At 65.9% G+C, this 18,447-nt stretch carries 9 protein-coding genes; all 9 read right to left on the bottom strand.

Annotated elements, in window-relative coordinates; translation table 11 throughout:
- Positions 1-71: 71 nt before the first annotated feature.
- The 9 genes from DI624_RS01765 to DI624_RS01805 all read right to left on the bottom strand — a co-directional run bounded on the left by DI624_RS01765 (position 72) and on the right by DI624_RS01805 (position 18,166).
- Positions 72-1,907, bottom strand: a complete 1,836-nt coding sequence (locus DI624_RS01765; RefSeq protein ID WP_291535662.1) for a Ca2+-dependent phosphoinositide-specific phospholipase C — start codon at positions 1,905-1,907, stop codon at positions 72-74.
- A gap of 126 nt (positions 1,908-2,033) precedes the next feature.
- The gene (locus DI624_RS01770; RefSeq protein WP_291535663.1) at positions 2,034-2,804 is read right to left on the bottom strand and encodes a phosphatase PAP2 family protein; all 771 of its coding nucleotides are present in this window, start codon (positions 2,802-2,804) and stop codon (positions 2,034-2,036) included.
- Positions 2,805-2,827: 23 nt separating this feature from the next.
- Positions 2,828-4,399, bottom strand: a complete 1,572-nt coding sequence (locus DI624_RS01775; protein ID WP_291535664.1) for an alkaline phosphatase D family protein — start codon at positions 4,397-4,399, stop codon at positions 2,828-2,830.
- Positions 4,396-5,706, bottom strand: coding sequence for a serine/threonine protein phosphatase (locus DI624_RS01780; RefSeq protein WP_291535666.1), 1,311 nt, complete (start codon positions 5,704-5,706; stop codon positions 4,396-4,398). Before DI624_RS01780 ends, DI624_RS01775 begins: the two co-directional genes overlap by 4 nt.
- 58 nt (positions 5,707-5,764) lie before the next feature.
- Complete coding sequence (locus DI624_RS01785) at positions 5,765-7,990, bottom strand: TonB-dependent receptor (RefSeq protein WP_291535667.1); 2,226 nt, start codon at positions 7,988-7,990, stop codon at positions 5,765-5,767.
- A gap of 268 nt (positions 7,991-8,258) precedes the next feature.
- Positions 8,259-9,512, bottom strand: coding sequence for a TetR/AcrR family transcriptional regulator (locus DI624_RS01790; protein WP_291535668.1), 1,254 nt, complete (start codon positions 9,510-9,512; stop codon positions 8,259-8,261).
- A gap of 267 nt (positions 9,513-9,779) precedes the next feature.
- Entirely contained in the window at positions 9,780-12,245 is a 2,466-nt protein-coding gene (locus DI624_RS01795; protein WP_291535670.1) for a TonB-dependent receptor, read from the bottom strand.
- 755 nt (positions 12,246-13,000) lie between these two features.
- A complete protein-coding gene (locus DI624_RS01800) occupies positions 13,001-14,887 on the bottom strand; it encodes a CocE/NonD family hydrolase (protein ID WP_291535672.1) in 1,887 nt (628 codons plus the stop codon).
- Positions 14,888-14,971: 84 nt separating this feature from the next.
- Positions 14,972-18,166 (bottom strand): TonB-dependent receptor, encoded by a 3,195-nt coding sequence (locus DI624_RS01805; protein WP_291535673.1) that lies wholly within the window; start codon positions 18,164-18,166, stop codon positions 14,972-14,974.
- Positions 18,167-18,447: the final 281 nt, after the last annotated feature.

An 18,447-nucleotide genomic window follows, 5' to 3' on the forward strand; every position in this document is an offset into this window, starting at 1 on the left:
GGCCGATCTACCGCCCTCAACGACGGCGTCACCTCGCCCCTCAGCGTGTGACAGAGGATTTCATTCAATGTTCACGGCGCTGTCGCGTTCGGCCCGGCGCCCACCTCCGCATCGGCCCTGACGAGCGCCGCCTGCACCTCGACCCGCGCCGCCTCCATGTCGCGACGGAAAGTCTCAGAGCGGTGTTCGGCGCCGTAGATGACCGCGCCCGAGAGGATGCCGGCCTCGGCCGCGCTGTAGCTGTGCGAGCCGCAGATGAAGCGGCTTTCGGCGAATTCGCGCCCACGCGCATAAAGGGCGTCCGCGCGTTGCGGCGCCAGTTCGGCCAGGATCATGGCGGTATGCATCCCGTGTGCAGAGTGGCCCGACGGATAGTCGGGATTGCCCGCCAGATGATCGCTCTTGGCCTCGCAGATCGGCTGGTCGCCGTCGATGTAGGGGCGCTTGGTTCCCCAATAGTCCTTGGCCGCGCCCACGACCGAACGGTCGTCGCCCGCGCGATCCAGCAGGGCCGTCAGCACCGGGGCCCGTTCCGGCGTCAGGCGCACGCCCAGGGCTTGGGCGAAATGATCGTATTGATCGCCGGACACATCGGCCGTCGCCAAGTCCCACCGCGCCGTGCCCTGCAAGGCGCGGGTCTCGCGGAAGACCTCGGCGTCGGCGCGGGCGCGGGGCGAACCCGGCAGGGGCGGCGGGGCCAGCACCGTCGTCAGGTTCGGCCGATCCGCCGGCGCCAGATAGCCGCGCACGGGTGCGTCGGTCGCCATCTCGACCGCCAGCCCGCCGCAGCGCGCCGCAGCCCGTATCGGATTGCACGCCGCCGCCTGGGCGCCCGGCAGACGGACCTCATAGGCGGGAAAACGCGGATCGGCCCAGTAATAGTCGGTCGAGACATATTGCGCCCCGCTGGTGAAGGCGGCGGAGCGTCGCGTCACGTCGCCGCTCCTGGCCTCGACCGTGTCGGCGTCGGCGCGGGTGCGCACGATGAAGCCCTGGCGCACGGCCGCGCGGATTCGATCCTGCTGGCCCACAGGGTCGTTCAGCGTCAGATAGGCGGCGGCGGGACTGGCCTCGTCGGCGTTGACGAACAGGACCCGTCCCTGGAGGGACGGCCGTCCCGCCGCATAGCCGCCCGCCTTTTCGGGCCCTTCGTCCAGGGCGAAGAAGACCCTGCCGCGCGCCTCGCCCATCGTCGGCCAACCGCCCGCCAGCACGCCTTCGCGCAGTGTTGCATGGTCGCCGCGCACCTGGTCCGGCGTTATCAGGCGAGAGGCGTCGAAGACCGAGCGGATTTCGGCGTCCAGCGTGTCCCAAGCCGCTGCGTCGAAATTCAGCGGCGTCACCCCGCCCGGCATCGAGGCCGCGCCGGCCTTGGCGTTCAGCATGATCAGGATGGGCGCGTGGTCGGGATGGGCGGTCGACCAGTCCCGAATCTGGATCAGGCAGGTCACGAAGGTCAGGCAGGAGCTGCGGAAATCCACGTCCGGCATATGAAGCACCTTCATCCCCGGCCGCGCCATGGCGTCCTGGAAAGCCTGGCTTGTCGGAACGCCCGATCGTGCGCCGCCCAGGGCCGAGGCCGGTCGGGCATAGCGCCCGCCATGCGGATCGTTCAGCACGTCGATCTCCAGCTGGCGCGCGCCGGCCTCCAACTGCTCGACCAGCGGGCGGTGTGCGTAATCCAGTCCCGCCGCGCCGGGATCGACCGCCGTCAACGCCGCCAGTTCCGCCTCGGGAATGGCCAGCTTGTAGCTGTTGTGGGTGCCGACCACGGCGATGTCGTTCATTCGCAACGACCGATCCATCCACGCCCGCGCGCAGGCGTCGCCGCCCGCTGCGCCGACATCGGCCGCCGCCGGTTGGCACGACGACGCGCCCAGGACCAGGGCGATGACAAGAGCGCTCATGATCGATCTCCAGGAAGACGCGGCCGGACATCGGGCGTCCCTCAGACAACGACCGTGAACCACGCTTCCTCAACAGCCGCGTGACAGGGCGCCGCCAAGATCAGCCCCGGTCGACGCGAGTCGCGTCTAGCGGCTCGTCTGACGCGCCTTGGCCAGTTCGCGCCGGGCGATGGCGAAGTCGGCCTGGAAAGCCGGGTCGGCCTTGAGAGCGGCGAACAGGGCGGCGCCGACGATGCGGCCGGCCTCGACGTCGCTGGCGTAGTGGACGCCGCAGATCGCCCGGCTGTCGCCATAGGCCAGGCCGCGCGCCAGGATCTGGTCGGCCCGGTCCGGCGCCATTTCCGACAGGACCAACGCCCAGGCCCAGCCCAGGGCGGCGTGGCCTGACGGATAGGAACCGCTGGCGGCCAGCCATGGTTCGGGCGGGACACAGATCCGGGCGGGCTCGGTCACGAAGGGGCGGGGGCGGATGAAGCCGCGCTTGGCGGGCGTCTGCACCGTTTCCAGATCGCCGAGCATTCGGCCGAGCAGCCGGGTCAGGACCGGCATCCGCTCAGGCGCGAAGGCGACGCCCAAGGCTTCGTCGAAGACGCGAGGCGCGCTGGGAGTCTCGATCTCATTGTCGGCGCGGGCCTGGTGCCATCGCGGCGTGCCTTGAAGCTCGCGCGTCGCGCGATAGGCGGCGATGTCGCCCTGTTCACGCAGAGAACCGGCCGCCGGCGGCGGCGGCAGGAAGGCGGCGGCGTTCGGCGCGGCCTCCTTGGGCAGATAACCGTGCGGATGGTCGCGAAAGCCCGTCCAGAAGGCCGGGGCGGGGGAGGGCGCAGAAGCGCAGCCGACAAGGGCGAACGCCAGGGCGGTCGCCGCGAGGCGACCGCCGATACGATGTGGGGGCATGGTGACTTCAGGTTCTGCGGGGTTCAGGCGATCTGGGCGCCGGGTCGGCCGTCCTCGACGACCCATGTGTTCAGGGTGGAGAGGGTCGCCTTCGGATCGCGGACGTCGCTGATGGCCTGATAGCGCGTGGTCGTTCGGTCGGGCGTGACGTCCATGGACATATAGCCCCGCACGCGGCTGTCGAAGAACTTGATGTGCGGATTGGCCGGCATGGCCGACATCAGCCCGGCGTAAGGCGGGCCGCCCGAGGTGATCGAGGTGCCGACGAATTCGGTGGCCACGACGGGCGAGGTCTCGTCGCGGCTGTCCAGCAGCACGTCGTTGGTCCAGAAGGAGTGATAGTCGCCCGCCAGAACCACCGGATTGCGCGGCTTGATCGCGTGCAGCGCCTGCGTCATGCGATCGCGGGCGGCGGGGAAGCCGTCCCAGGTGTCGGTCCAATAGCGGGTCTCGCCGTTCGGGTTCTCGAACCGCAGGCCGGCCATGACCAGGTCCTGACCCAGGATGTTCCAGCGCGCCTCGGCGCCGGCCAAACCGTCATACAGCCAGCGCTCCTGCTCGAAGCCCAGGAAGGTGCGCGAAGGGTCGGCGCGGTCGAGGCACTGGGCGTCGGTCACGATCTGGCCCTTGGCGCCGCCCTCGTCCACGCAGGCCCCGCGCGACCGATACTGGCGGCCGTCCAGCATGAAGAACTCGGCCAGCTTGCCATAGCGGACGCGCTTGTGGATCGGCATCTGCAGCCGGGCGTCGACCTGCGTCCGCCGGATCGGCATGGCCTCGTAGAAGGCGCGGTAGCCGGCGGCGCGGCGTTGCAGGAACGCCCTTGGCGCATCGTCTCCATCGGTCCAGACGCCGGAATAGTTGTTCAGCACCTCGTGGTCGTCCCAAACGACCAGGCACGGCGCGGCGGCGTGGAGCCGTTGCAGGTCGGCATCGGTCCGGTGCAGCGCATAGCGATTGCGGTAGCCGGCCAGCGTCGTGGCGTCCTCGAAGCCGTAGTTGCGCACATTGTTCGCCGCGCGGTCGCCGCGACGGCTGTATTCGTAGATGTAGTCGCCGAGAAACAGGGTCAGGTCCGGGGCCTCGTCGGCCATGTGCCCATAGGCGCTGAAATAGCCGACCTCCCAGTTCGAGCAGGAGGCGACGGCGAGGCGCAGCCGATCCACCTCTGCGTTCGGCGCCGGGGCCGTGCGCGCCAGACCGACCGGGCTCTGCTGGCCGGCGGCGGTGAAGCGATACCAGTAGGGTCGGCCGGGGTTCAGTCCCTGGACCTCGATGTGCACGGCGTGCGCGGTCGCCGCGTCCGCCGTCGTGCGGCCCGCGGCGGCGATGTGGATGAAGCGCTCGTCCCTGGCGACTTCCCACAAGACGTCTATGGGCGCGGACAGGCCGCCCAGGCCATCGGGCGCGATCGGGTCCGCCGCCAGCCGGGTCCACAGGACAAAGCCGTCGGGCCACGGATCGCCGCTGGCCACGCCCAGCGGAAACAGATAGGCGCCGCCGGCGTTCGCCCTGCCGAACCGAAGCACGACGGGGGCGGCGACGAGACCGCCGATCAGGGCGCGGCGGGAGAAGCCGGCGTTCAAGACGCTCATCTATCTGCGCTCCCGGCAGCGGCGCCCGGACCGAAGCGGGCGCGGAAATCGTCAAGACGGATGACGAAATCGTCGCTGGCGACGAAATCGGCGTCGGTCATCTGCGGCTGTTCATTGGGCTTGTAGCGGTGGGCGTATTCTGGCTGGTCAGACGCATACTGACGATAGTGGGTCGAATAGGCGCGCACCCGCACCGTCGGCGTGTCGCCGGTGATGTCGAAGGTCATCAGCCGCATCCAGCCGTCGCCGATCCCCGGCGCGCGATCCGGCGCCAAGCCCGCGTCCAGCGCGGTCTGATTGCGGTCCTGATAGTCCGACAGCAACTGATAGACGGCGCCGCCCTGGCGGTTCGCGTCCGTGCGGAAGGCCTGGCCGTTGTGGTGGCCGCTCAGCACCATGAAAATCTGCGGATTGCGGGCGATCAGCTTGTCCCACACCCCTTGGGCGTCGTTATCGAACGGGTCCAGCGCGTGCAGATCGACCACCGGATGGGCGCGGCGCTGACCGGTCTTGTCGATGAAATCATGGGTGGTGATCAGGGTCGGCAGGCCCGGATGGGCGTGGATGACCGTTTCGGCCCATTTCAGGCTGGCGTCAGACGGGGCCATCTGCAAGCCGACGTGCAGGAAGCGATAGCCGCCTGCCTCGAAAACCTGGGCGCTGTCGGCGCCGCCGTCGTGAGAGGCCACATACCAGGGGCGGTCCTTGAAGAACTTGGTTCCCGCACCGAAGGCCTGGTTCCAGGCGGTCAGGCCGCCGATGTGGATCATGCCCAGGCGGCGCAGGTCGCCGGGCGGCGCGGTCAGGTCCTGAGGCCACTGCTCTTCCCACCACTGACCGTCGTAGTCGTGATTGCCCGACACGACCGAGAAGGGCAGGACGCCGTCGATGCGGTCGTATGCGGCGATGGACGCCGGAATCTCGACCGTCCGCACGCCCTCGGCCATCTTCTCCAGATTGGCGCCGCCAGGCGCCGGGCGTGGACGAAAGCCTCGCGCGGCATGCTCGGGGTCGATGGCCAGGACCGGGTGCTGCCACACGTCGCCGACGGCGGTGGCGAAGACGATGTCGCCGCCGCGAGAGACCGCGTGGTCCGCGATGAACTGCAACTGTTCGGTCATCATGTCGCGCGCGTCGAAGGGAAAGCCCGCCGCGCGCTGATGGGTGAAGTCCGCATAGTTTTGGGTGTCGGGAATGACGGCGATGGTGAACCGGCCCGTCGCGGGCTGGGCCAGGGCTGCGCCCGAGGCCAGGGCGATCCCGCCCGCCAGAAGGGCGCAGGTCAGGCGTTTCCAAAGGGTTTGCACGGCGTGTTCTCCCGGCGAAAGGATGGGCTTCGGCCTGAAGACCGAAGCCCGGGTTGGATCAGTAACGATAGCTCAGGCGCACGCCCCAGGTGCGCGGTGGGTTGGGCGAGCCCGTCGCCGCTGAGATGAAGCGGTTGCGCGATTCCTCGGAGTAGGAATCCGTCAGATTGTTCACATAGACGCCGAACGCATAGTTCCCGTTCATCGGCCGCACCGTCACCCCGGCGTTGACCAGCCAATAGGAGTCGATGATCGAGTTGGACGAGGTGGAGAACTTCTCGTCGCGGAAGGCGTAGTTGGTCTGGGCCTCCACGCCCCAGTCGCCCATCTGCCAGTCATAGGCGATCGAACCCTTGTAGTCCCATTTGGGGAAGGGCAGCCGCTCGCCGGCGCGGTCGCTGTAGACGATGGTGTTGTACTGGCCCGTCACCGGGTCCTTGGCCGCCTCGGTCGCGGTGGCGTTGACGAAGAAGAACTCGTCGTATTCGCCGTATTTGTAGGCCAGGGCCTGGGTTATGGTCAGGTTGGGGATGGGCCGCCACACCGCTTCGATCTCCGCGCCCTGGATGTGGGACTTGGGCACGTTGATCATCCGGCCCACGCGGCCGGTCTGGGTATAGAGCACGCCCTGAAGTTGCTGGTCGCGGTAGTCGTAGTAGAAGGCGGCGGCGTTGAATTGCAGTTTGCGGTCGAAGAAGCTGGACTTCACGCCGGTCTCATAGGCGATCAGTTCTTCGAACTTGAACGGCTCCAGCTGGTCCGGCAGGCCGCTGTTGTAGGTGGTGAAACCGCCCGACTTCACCCCGCGCGAGACGTTGGCGTAGGTCAGGATGTCGTCACTGATCATGTATTCGACACCCAGTTTCCCGGTCCATTCGCGCATCGATTGAGACTTGGAGGCGGTGGCCCGGACCGAGGGGTTGGGGGCCAGGATCTCGGTCTTGAAGTCGTTCAACTCGCGGGTCTCGTCCTCGTAGCGCAGGCCGCCGACCAGGGTCAGGCGGTCTGTCAGCTTGTAGTCCAGATTGCCGAACACGCCGGTCGTCTCGACCTTCTGACCGTAGGTGGTGCTCATGTACGAGCCCAAATTCCGGGCTTGCGAGAAGTCGGAGTAGAAACCGCCGTCCACGCTTTCGTTGGAGTGATAGACGCCCGCCAGCCACTGGGCGCGACCGCCGGTCGGCGAGGCCAGGCGGACCTCCTGCGACGAGGTCTCGATGTCGTTGAAGAAGAAGGTGCCGGCCTCGTTGGACGCGGTGGCGTCCCAGTCGTTGAACTCGTTGCGGTCGAACGTCTCGTAGCTGGCGATGGCCGTCAGGGTCGCCCAGGTGAGGTCCTGGTTCAGGCGCAGGCTGACGCCCTTGCCCTCGTTGTCGCGGAATGGCTTGGCGTTCGGCGAGGTGCCGATAAGCTGGGCGAAATAGGGGCTGATGCCCCAGCCGGTGATGCGGTGAGACGTATCGATCGGATAGACCCGGCCGCCGCTCGAGGTGAAGGGGCTGGTGATCAGGCGCAGGCCCCGGCCATCCGACTGGTCGCGGCTGTAGTGCAGGTTCAGGTCGATGTCGGTCTGGGCCGTCGGGGTCCAGTTGACGCGCAGGCGGGCGGCCTTGGTGTCCTTGTCGCCCAGACGTTCGCCAGTGTCGCGATTGTACTGCCAGGCGCCGCCCGATTCCGCCGCCACTGACAGACGCGCCGTCAGGTTTTCGGCGACCGGGCCAGACAGGTAACCCTCCAGCTTGGCCGCGTCATAGCTGCCGTAGCTAAGGTTCAGGCCGGCGGCGACATGGTCCGTCGGGGCGTTGGTGATGACGCTGACGGCGCCGCCGGTGGTGTTTCGGCCGTAAAGCGTGCCCTGCGGCCCGCGCAGCACCTCAATGCGGGCGATGTCGTACAGCAGGCCTTGCGTCATGACGCCGTAAGGATAGGCGACCTCGTCGACGTAGATTCCCACGGTCGAGGTGTTGTTGGCGGCGTAGTCGGTCAGGCCGACGCCGCGAATGCGGAATTGCGGTTGGCCGCCGCCCAGCTGGCTATCGACCTCCAGGCTAGGAACCGTGTTCTCCAGGTCGTTGACGGTCTGGATGTTGCGGTCGTCCAACGCCTCGCCAGAGATGACGGTCAGGGCCAGGCCGACCTTCTGAGAGGATTCGGCGCGGCGCTGGGCCGTGACGATGACGTCGTCGACCGATGCGGTCGCGGCCTCGGACTGGGTTTGAGCGAAGGCGGGCATGGCCGCCATGGCCAGGACGACGCCGGAAGCGCCGAGAAGAAGACGTTGCATGTTCGATCCTTCGGGCGACGCGCGGGGAACCCCCTCCCTCGCGCGCCGAAGCGTTGCTGGGCATTGCCGAACAGGTGTCTCTCACATCGCGGCGGGCGAGCACGGGCGCAGGGGAAGAACGCCAAGGCCGCTGATCGCCGCGTCAGAAAAACAACTGTTCGACAACAATGGGCCATTAGGCCGCAGGCGCTATGCTTTTGTGACGCTTATCAGAACTGTTTCTGTCAAGGACAGCTGCCGAATGGGGCGCTCTAGGGTAACGGGTGTTCTATCGCGCTCGGCGCGCAACGAGTTTGGTTGCCGCCGCCTGGAGTTCGGCGGACGTGACCTCTTGGCCCGTCGCGGCGGCGGTCAAGGCGCTGCCTTTGACCCACAGGGCGAAACGGGTCGCCGCAAGGCGCGTCAGGTCGAAGTCGACGGGCCACACACCCTCGCTGTTGTAATAGGTGCCGCCGCCCTCGGGACCGCGCAGCAGCATGACGAGGTCCTGCAATGAAGGATCGCGACGGGCCTCGATGCATATGCTTGCGATCAAACGTGCGTAGCGAACGTAGAAACCCTCGCCGTTTGGCCCGATCGCGAGGGTCGGCGCCATGATGCGCGACCAGCTGTCCAGATCGGCGACCGCGGGGTCGCCTTCAGGGCGCTGGCCCGCCAGATAGCGCGGCATGTCGCGAAACACGCTGTGCCAGATCGCATCCAGAACGAAGCGTCGCATATCCGGCCAGTGATAGGCGATGGTCGAGGTGGACGTGCCGGCGACGACGCTGACCGAGCGATTGGTGATCGCCGTCACGCCGCGTGCGAGAATCTGATCGGCGGCGATATCCAGAAGCTTCAGCCGCATGGAGTCCGACGCCAAGCCCGCGGCAGGCGCCTGGGGCAGAACCAGATTTTCGCGGTACCAGAAGGTGACGGTCGCGGGTCCATCCCTCTGGCCCAGCGCATGGTCTATCAGGCCCGCCAATCCCTCCGCCAGGATGAGGTCGTAGTCGGCGCGCCCCAGGAGCGCGCCGGCATAGAACTGTTCCATCGTCAGCATCCCGACCAGAGGCTCCGCGACCCGAGCCAGCCGGTCGTCGACGGCCAGATGGCTGCGCCAAGCCTCGCGCCGAAGCGCATCCCATCGCACCAGCAGGTCGCGACGCGCCGTGTCCGGCTCGGCGTCGAGCAGCAACGATTCCCAAATGCGCACAAAACCGGCGTCGGAGGCGGCGCGGAGACGCAGATAGTGCTGGATCAGACTCAGCAGATTATCGCGTGCGAGGGTAAGGCCGGATACGGCGTTGAAGAACCGGGCGTGGAACGCCGCGTCCAGCCGCATGGCTTCCTCGCCCACAGCCTGAACCAGCCCCGACTTGGCGCCGAACAGATTGACGATGACGGTGGTGCTCTTGCCCAGGGCCTGCGCCAGATCGCGCAGCGTCAGACTATGCAGCCCATTTGCCGCGGCCTGAGCGATCGCCGCATCGACGACCTGTTGGGCGTCGACCGAGCGGCTTGTCGTCTGGATTTGGAGCATGGGCCTCAATGCAGCGACCACGGCCGGCTGTCGAGGGCGCGAATGCGTGTTCGCCGGCGAACCAACCGGGGCGGAAACGGCAGAGGCCCGCCTCGCTTCAGAGGTTGGTCACACGTCGAGAGCCGCGACGTTGGCGCTGACCCTGATGCCCAGGCTGGAGCGCCGGTCGGCTCGTGGGTCCTATTGGACGGGAACGGCGTCCTCGCAAGGGTCAGCAGCCGGGTCTAGATTGGGGGCCGAGCCCGCAAGTCCTGCGTCGGCGGCGTCTCAAAGGCGGAAGCGCAAGGCCAGCGAGTAGAGCGTCTCTTCCCGGCGGACGTCGCGGGGATAGACGCCGTCGCCGTAGTCGAAGAAGGATCGAAACGGTTCGCCTAGCAGGTTGGAAGCATCGAAGGCGATCGTGACCCGCTGGGTCGGCGAGTAACTCGCCGAAAAATCGAGCCGTTTCACGTCGTCCACATATTCGCCGGCCACGCCGTTCCCGTATTTGGTGCGGACATTGTAGGCGAGGCGGGCGTTGAACGGGCCGTTCTCGTACATGCCGACGACGTTGTACGAATACTTCGACACGAACTGCAGGTCGCCGTCGATGGCCGTGCCATTCAGCTGGAGGCCGAAATGACGCGCCCAGCCGGGCGCGAACTCGTAGTCGAGGAAGGTGGTGAAGGCCGCCTCGACCCCCTGCAGCACGGCGGCGTCCAAGTTCTGGGGCCGGGTGATGCGCAGGTCGCCATAGACCGGATCGACCACATCGACCGTCTCGTTGACGATGAAGCCGTCGATCTCGCGCCGGAAGACGCCCAGGGTCGCCCAGCCGCTGTCGGAGAAATAGTACTCCACTGTGGCGTCGTAGTTGGCGGACTTGATCGGCTGCAGGTCGATGTTCCCGCCGCTGGCGGTGCGCAGGCCCGACGAGTCCGGGTTGGGCGAGACGAACAGGCCAGGATTCAGCTGACCGAAGGCCGGGCGGGTGCGGGTCTGATTGGCGGCGAGGCGGAGTTGCACAGCGTCGCTGAGCGGGAATTTCACGTTCAGGCTGGGCAGAAGGTCGGTGTAGCGGCTGGTGCGCTGGACCGGGGTGAAGACTTCGGCGCCCCCGGCGGTGTCGCGGGTCGTGCCGTCGACGGCGACCTCGGTGGCGACGATGCGCAGGCCGGCGTCGCCCTCGACCGGCAGGCCGAACAGGGTGAAGGCGAAGTCGGTCTGGCCATAGCCGGTCCAGGCCTTTTCGTTCGCTTCGAAGGCCTGTTCGGGAATGACCGGCGGGTCGCCGGGCGCGAAGCCGGCGATGGCGCGCAACTGTTCGATATTGTCGCGCAGGCTGTCGTAGGTCGGAACCACCCAGGTCCGCATCGTCTGAACGTCGCTGCCGTTGAAGCCTTCAGGAGCCAGGGTCAGTTCGACCGGCATGTCCGCCAGCGGAATACGCCGATCCTCCTGGTTCAGATAGCGTTCCCCGTTCTCGTAGGATGCGTTGCGGTCGACGTAGCGGACGCCGAACCGGGTTTCGGGGAACAGGCTGGAGCCGGTGTCGAGCTTCAGGTCGATCCGGGCCTGGACATCGTCGCCCCGGCCCTGGAACCGCCGGTCGAACAGGCCCCGATAGATGAAGTTGGCCGGATTTGCGGTGTCGAAGTCGCGGAAGGAGAACTCCAACCCGCCGTCTTCGCGCGGCACGTCGAAGTCGATGTCGGCGATCGGCGTGGAGGCGAAGGCTGTGTCCAGATTGTGGATGGAGTTGGTGTAGGTGGTGTCGGTCCGCGCCAGATCGAACGACCATTCGGCGGGCCCGGCCGTGTAGACACCGCCGATGGCGTATTGCCAGGTGTCGGTCTTGCCGAAGGCGGCGCTCTGGAACTGTTCGGGACGCAGGCCGTCGGCGGCGGTCAGGCTCTGGACATCGCCGCCCGGGCGCAGGACGACGTTTTCGAAGCGGGTGCCCTCTGCGTACAGGGGCGTGATGAACTGGCGATCGTAGATCTCGCCGCGATAGCCCTGATAGAGGCCGTCGAAATAGAATTCCAGATCGTCGCTGGGCCGCCATTGCAGGGCGATGTTGGCCGAGGGCCGCCAGCGGTCGCCGGCGCCGTAGAAGACGCCGACCGCGTCGGGGAAGCGGACCCCGGCCAAGGCGGGATCGGCGGTCTGGTCGGCGATGGTTCCGACCACCCCGGAATCCCAGCGCACGGAATCGAGGTAGCGCAGGCTGGTGTAGGACAGGTTCACCAAGGCTCCGACCTCGCCGACAGGGGTGGTCCAGCGGTTGCTGACCAGGATGTCGCCGTTGGGGTCGTATCGTTCGGACTGGGTGGCGTAGGTTCCGCGCACTGAACCGGCGATCTCGAGCCCGTCGAAATCGAACGGGCGGCGCGAGCGGACGTTGATCAGGCCGGCGATGCCGCTTTCAAGCCGCCAGGCGGAGGAGGACTTGAAGACCTCCAGCGCGGCGACGGAAGCCGCTGGAAAGTCCTGAAGCGCCACGCCGCGGCCTTCGGCGGTGAAGATGTCGCGGCCGTTGTAGGTGGTGGAGACGTCGGGCAGGCCGCGGACCAGGACGCGCGCCGCCTCGCCGCCGCCGCGCTCGACCTGGACGCCGGTGACGCGGGCCAGGGATTCGGAGGCGTTGCTGTCGGGCAGTTTGCCGATGTCCTCGGCGACGACGACATCGACGACCTCGTCGGCGTTGCGCTTGATGTTGCGAGCCGTCGTCAGACTGTCCCGCGAGCCCGTCACGACGACATCGGCGACGCGTCTAGGAGTCCTTGCCTGGGCGGGGGACGTTATCGAAACCCTTCGCTCGACCTCTGTTTCGTTCTCTGGAACTTGGGATGAGCTTTCCGCATTCTGACCCAGTGCGGCGTGCGGTAGAAATAGAGGGCTGAAGGCGGCTGAACAACAGAACAGCAGGCGGCGAAATGACATATTTCCCCTAGGCGTAGCGTAACGATAACGACTTAAGTCATCGTGCAGCGGCGTCGTTCCATCGAAAATCGCCGTTGTGTTTACAATGTCGGAAAGATGTTCTGATTGGGACTGAAATGTGGGCAATATTCTTCTAGGATTGTTGGTGTTCTTCCCATTCTCATCGGCGTCACCTCTGCGCCTAACGCTGGTTGGATTCTCGTATAAGTTGTCCGAGTGATCCGTCGGTGGTGTCACCCTGAACTTGTGGCGATCGGGCAGGGGCGGGTCATGTGGGGCTCACCGCCTCCGGGAAGCGTCAGGCGATCAGCGGCCCAACTCTCGGGCCCGGCATCTGATCGTTTCGTAGCTGGCTTCAATTCAGCGCGGAGCGAGCCATTCCCCACGTCGCGCAAGCTCAGGCCGAAGCGGAAATAGAGCCATGCCGCGTGGCGAATGACGCCCGCGGGAATCGATGGTGCTGAGCGAGGAGGCTTGAAAAGCCTCCTCGCTCAGCCTTGTACGCCCGCCTTCAGTAGGGACAGGTTTGCGTTAGACCAACGGCATCAGCTTAAGGGGGCGCAGGGTCAATTCAGCACTGGCAGTTCGATATAGGAGGCGTCGTCTCCGGCGTGGTGGATGGCGTTATCGGCGACGACGCCCACGCTTTCCGTCTCGTTCGGACCGCCCGTGTTCAGGTTGCGCACGAATTTGGGGAAGTTGGAGCTTGTCACCTCCACCCGGATGCGGTGGCCGGGCTGAAAGGTGTTGCTGATCGTCATCGGCGTGGGCTGGATCGTCGCCACCTGGCCGGGCGTGAGGGGCGTGGGACGGTCATAGCCGTCTCGATAGCGGGCCCGCATGATGGTGTCGCCCAGGATGTAGGCCGCGCCGTCCGGCGCCACGTCGATCAGCTTGACCGCGAAGTCGGTGTCGGCGGCCGAGGACGAGACCTTCAGCACCGCATCGATGAAGCCCGTCACCTGCATAGGCTGGGTCAAGGGCTCGGACGTATAGACCAGCACGTCGTTTCGCGCCTCGATCTGGCGCTGGTCGAAGGCGCCGGCTGTCACCAGGCCGCCGTTGCAGCAGTCGCCGCCGCCGATGGTCTGGACGGGATTCATCGGGTCGTAGCGATAGCGGTCGGGCTGTTCGCCGGCGGGCGGCACCTCGAACGAAAGGCGGCCGTCGCCGTTCAGGCTGTTTGCTGCTCCGCCAGAGCGCAGATACATCCGAACCGTCTGGACCCCCGCCGGGGGCCATTGGGCGGCGGTGCGCCAGACGTTTTCGCCCATGTTGAAATACTGGACGTGCGGCGTGCTGGCCGGGAAAGCCTGGCGCTCGCCCTTCAGCCAGCGGTCGAACCAGGCGTGGATCAGGGCGTCGCTGTCGAAACTGGCGTCGCCCAGCGCTCGGTCGCCCGACCGATAGTTCGGTCCCAACCCGGCGAAGGCGCAGTGATTGTTCGGCCCCACAACCACATACTGGTTCTCGGCGGCCTCGCGATCCTGGGTGGTGGCGCGGGCGTGGTTGAACAGCGCCATGTTCGGCCCGATGGAGACGTCGTACCAGCTGTTGAACCACAACGACGGCACGCCCCAGCCCATGTCGTCATGATAAAGGCCGCCTTGGCGCCAGGCCGGATCGGCGGGCGTGCGAGCGATCAAATGCTCGAATGTGGCGGGCGGCTCGCCCAGGTCCGACAGCATCTGGTCTACGGGCAGGTGGCGAATTTGGCTGGGCCAGTTCACCTCCGGCTTCTTCGCGTCCAGGTCATTGTAGCGGACGAGGCGCGCGCGTGTTTCCTGGTCGATGTCAACCGGGATTTGCGCGCGCAGCGGATTATCGACGCCGTACAACCACACGAAGAACAGGCTGCGCGGCACGCCGCCGGTGTACCAGTTGCCCTGTTCCTGGAAGCGGCCGACCTTGCCGATGCCGGCGCCGGACGCCTGTGGAACCATGGCGGCGTGGGCGGGGTGATTCTGGGCGGCCAGCGCCAGTTGCCATTCGGCCGAGGAAGAGCAGCCCAGGGTGCCGACCTTGCCGTTCGACCAGGGCTGGGCGGCGATCCACGTCAGGGCGTCGTAGCCGTCGGTCTGAGGATAGCCCAGAATCTGGTAGTCGCCGCCAGAGAAATACCGTCCGCGCTCGTTCTGGATGACGAAGGCGTAACCCCGGCTGATCCAGGTCAGGGCCGTGCGGGTGGTGCGGGCGTTGTTCGCCAATTCGTTATAGGGTGTCCGCACGAAGACGGTCGGCAGAGGGCCGGGCGCATTCTTGGGACGGTAGACGTTCGTGGCCAGGCCGACGCCGTCGCGCATCGGGACCATCACCGCCATCCGCACGTCGGCGATTCGCGAAAGCTCGGTCTGGGCTGCGGCGTCGCTGTAGCGGCCATAGTCCTGGGCCGTCGCCGCCATGGGCGCCAGAGCGATCACGCCAGCGACTACGGCGGCGATTATCCGATCCATCGTGAACTCCTGTGCTTGGATGATCACTCTAACTCGGGAAATGCGTCAGACCAGCCTTTGCCGTTCTGACGCTCCCGCCGCCCGTCAGAAGCGGAAACGGGCGCCGACGCGAAATGACCGTCCTAGAAGGTCATATTGCGTGGACGTGCCGAAGCCAGCGTAAGACCCAGGAATATATTCTGGATCCTGGTCAAACAGATTCTCGACGACGCCGAACAGGGTGATTTTTCTGCCGGCCATCTCGATGTCGAAATTCTCGGCGAGCTCCACATAGGTGACGGCGTCGAAATGGTTCAGTTCGTCGGCCAGACCCAACTGGCTGGTCGGCGCGTAGTTGCTGACCTTTCCGCTGCCCAGGTATCGAACGGTCAGGGTCGTCCGGCTCGGCCCATAGCTGTAGGTCCCTGAGAAAAGGCCGTTCCATTTCATGCTGCCTGCCAGATTCAGACGATCGGTGATCGCGCCTGCGAGTTCAGTTTCATCCTTGAGGCGCTGAGTGGCCAGCAGACGCAGATCGATCGAGCCGTTCCAGGATGGAAAGATGTCGGCGAGCGCGGTGCGATACGACAGCTCGTAGTCGACGCCTTCCACGGCCTGTATCTGGGCGTTGACGCCGCCAGTGTAGATTGTCGCGTCCACGAGATCGGAACGGCCGGGCGCCCGGATGATGGAATTGCAGGATGCGGGGTCGCGTGGGACCCCGACGCCGTAGCACTGGTTGATAAGTTGCTGTGCGCCGATCGCCACGATCGCGTCGGCGATTTCGATGTTGTAATAATCTGCCGAAGCGCTGAACCCGGCCAACCAGGCTGGTCGATAGACCACCCCGCCGGTCCAGGTTTCGGCGACTTCCGGCTTGAGGTTCGGATTCCCCCCGCTGATGCCGATGGTCGAGACCGTCGGACTACCGGGTTGGCTAGGGTCGCTGTAGTTGTTCTGAAACGCCGTCCCGGCCGCGAACAGATCGCTCAGGTTGGGCGCGCGAATATCGCGCGACCGCGTCCCCCTCAGACGCAGTTCCTCATTGATGTCCCAGGTCAGTCCCGCCTTCCAGGTCGTCACCGCGCCGCTGGTGGAATAGTCCGTGCGCCGGACGGCTCCGTTGAAGTCGAGGGAACTGGCGAATGGCGCATCCTTCAGCAGCGGGACCAGGGTTTCCACGAAGAACTCGTTCACATCGTACTTGCCCTGAGATGTCCCGAAATTGCCGGTGAACCAAGCCGATTTCAGGGATTGAGCGTCCGCCTTGGCCGTGAATTGTTCCTTGCGCCATTCGAAACCGGCCGCGAACGAGACCGGCCCCGCCCACAACGAGAAGGGTTCGTACTGGGCGTCGATCGCCCAGACGTCCTGCTGGATGTCCAAATCCTGACGCGCCCCCAGACCTTCGTTCAGACCCATGACCCAAGCGATGGAGGCCTGCCCCGGAGCGCCAATGCCGAAGATGTTCATCGGCACACATCCATTGGCCGGGGTAGTGAGTTGCGATCGACAAATAGGCTGTCCGACCGCCACGCCGGCCACGCCGCCGACCGCAGGGTTGGCGATGACGTCGATCGCTTGGTTGTAGCGCTCGACGAGGGGGTTGTTGCTGCGCGTGTACCAGACGTCGCTCTGTCCGCGCTGGTAATAGGTCCGCCACCGGCCCGTCTCGAGGAAGGTCCCGTCCAACGCCGCCATATAGCGCTCCTGACGACGATAGTAGCCTGCCTCGCCGCCATGGCCGCCCGGCGTCACCAGATCGTAGTTGAGCCGTCCCATGGTGAAACTTGAGATGGCGTTGGCGGTCATCGCCTGCTGGATCTGGAGCGGCAGGAAGGGGTTGTCGCTGCGGACAGTGATGTTGGCCTGACGCGCGTAGGGCGACGACCAGTTGCTGCCGTCGGATCCAGCATAGCTCGCCTCGAAGGTCGCCTTGATATCGTTGGTCAGGTTGTAGGTGACATGGCCAAAGGTGCTCCAGTACTTCTGTTCGGGCAGCAGGGGCCAGATGCGCGCGGTATCCTCGACTGTCCCGCCAGCCTGAAGATCCCCGTTCTGGATTGGCCCGAAGGTGAACTGACCGATCTGGCCGTTCTCGCCGAAAAGCGTGCCGCGCAGCGGTCCACTGGTGATCAGACCGCCTGGGGAAGCGCGACCATAGCCGGCGTCATAGCGCACGATCTGGCCAGGTTGGCCATTCGTAGCGGTCCAGGCCGGGTTGGACAGCAGCCGATAGCCCGGCCGGTACCAGTCCCGGCTCAACGGCGTATCGACGCCGTCGCCAGAGAAATACTGTCCGCTCAGCAGGACATGCCCCCGGCCGCCGGCGAAGCGGGCGCCATAGGCCAGGTCGCCGTTGAAGCTTTCGGCGTCGCTACGGTCGGTGACGCCATAGTTGACCGAGCCCTTGAGGCCCGTGAAGCTGTTGTCGAGGATGAAGTTGACGACACCTGCGACCGCGTCGGAACCATAGGCCGCCGAGGCGCCTCCAGTCACAACGTCGACCCGTTGCAAGAGGTTGGTCGGCAGCAGATTGATATCTACCGCCGAGTTCAATCCTGCGGACACGACTCGCCGTCCATCCAGCAGAACCAGGGTGCGGGTCGCGCCCAGACCGCGCGCATTGAGCAGATTGGCTCCGCCGCCCGTGCTCGTGGCGCTGTAGACTGTGGTTCGGGGAGATGTCGGCTGCCCCATCTGCGGCAATTGATTGATGTAGTCCGCCACGTTCGCTGGAGCGCGCCGCTGGATGTCCTCGGCGCCGAGGACCGTCGTCGAGGTCGGCGCTTCATAGCCGTTACGGATGATACGGGAGCCGGTTACGACGATTTCCTCCACGGCAGAGACTTCGTCCTGCGGCTCGAGAGGCGCGTCCTGCGTCTGCAGCCCCGGACCGGCTTCGGCGTAAGGGGCCGGTGTTGAATAGTTTGTAGCCGATATGGGGGTCAGTGCCCCGCCGCCCGTCGCGGGGCGGGCGGGGCGCAGGGTGACCACAGACCCGGCTCCGGTCTCGGCGCTAAGACCTGTTCCCTTCAGCAGAGCCGACAGGGCGGCGCTAGGTTCGCGGTTGCCGCGGATGCCCTGCGTCCGCTTGCCGGCGACGAGTATGCTGGAGAACATAATCTCCTGATTGGCTTGACGGGCGAAAGCATTGAGCGCCGGGCCGAGATCTCCGGCCTGGATGTCGAAGTGTTTCGTCTGCTGAACCTGCGCCGCGACTGGCGTCGCCGCGAGCAAAAGAGCGATCGCAGCCACCGAGCAGCCGCCACCGAACGTGAATCGTTCCCTGTTACGCATAGCATCCCCCTGATCGCCCCGAGTATCGCGGCTTTTCGACTCGGGGGACGCAACGGATGCAAAATCCCGCCAACAATTATGGGCAATTCCGCCTGAACCGTCACCGAATCGCCAAAGTGTGATTGATCGGCATCGACTTGACGGCGCGTTGGACGGGTCATGGGCCCGCACCGACGATCAATGGTCCGTCCAGTCGTTGCGAACACGGGCTGATCGGACATTCGGCCGTGTAATTTTTCTTTACGGTATCTCCCAGCGCGCGCGTCTTACGGGGGCAAGGG

Origin of the sequence: Brevundimonas sp. (assembly GCF_003248455.1) — a bacterium.
Taxonomy (GTDB): domain Bacteria; phylum Pseudomonadota; class Alphaproteobacteria; order Caulobacterales; family Caulobacteraceae; genus Brevundimonas.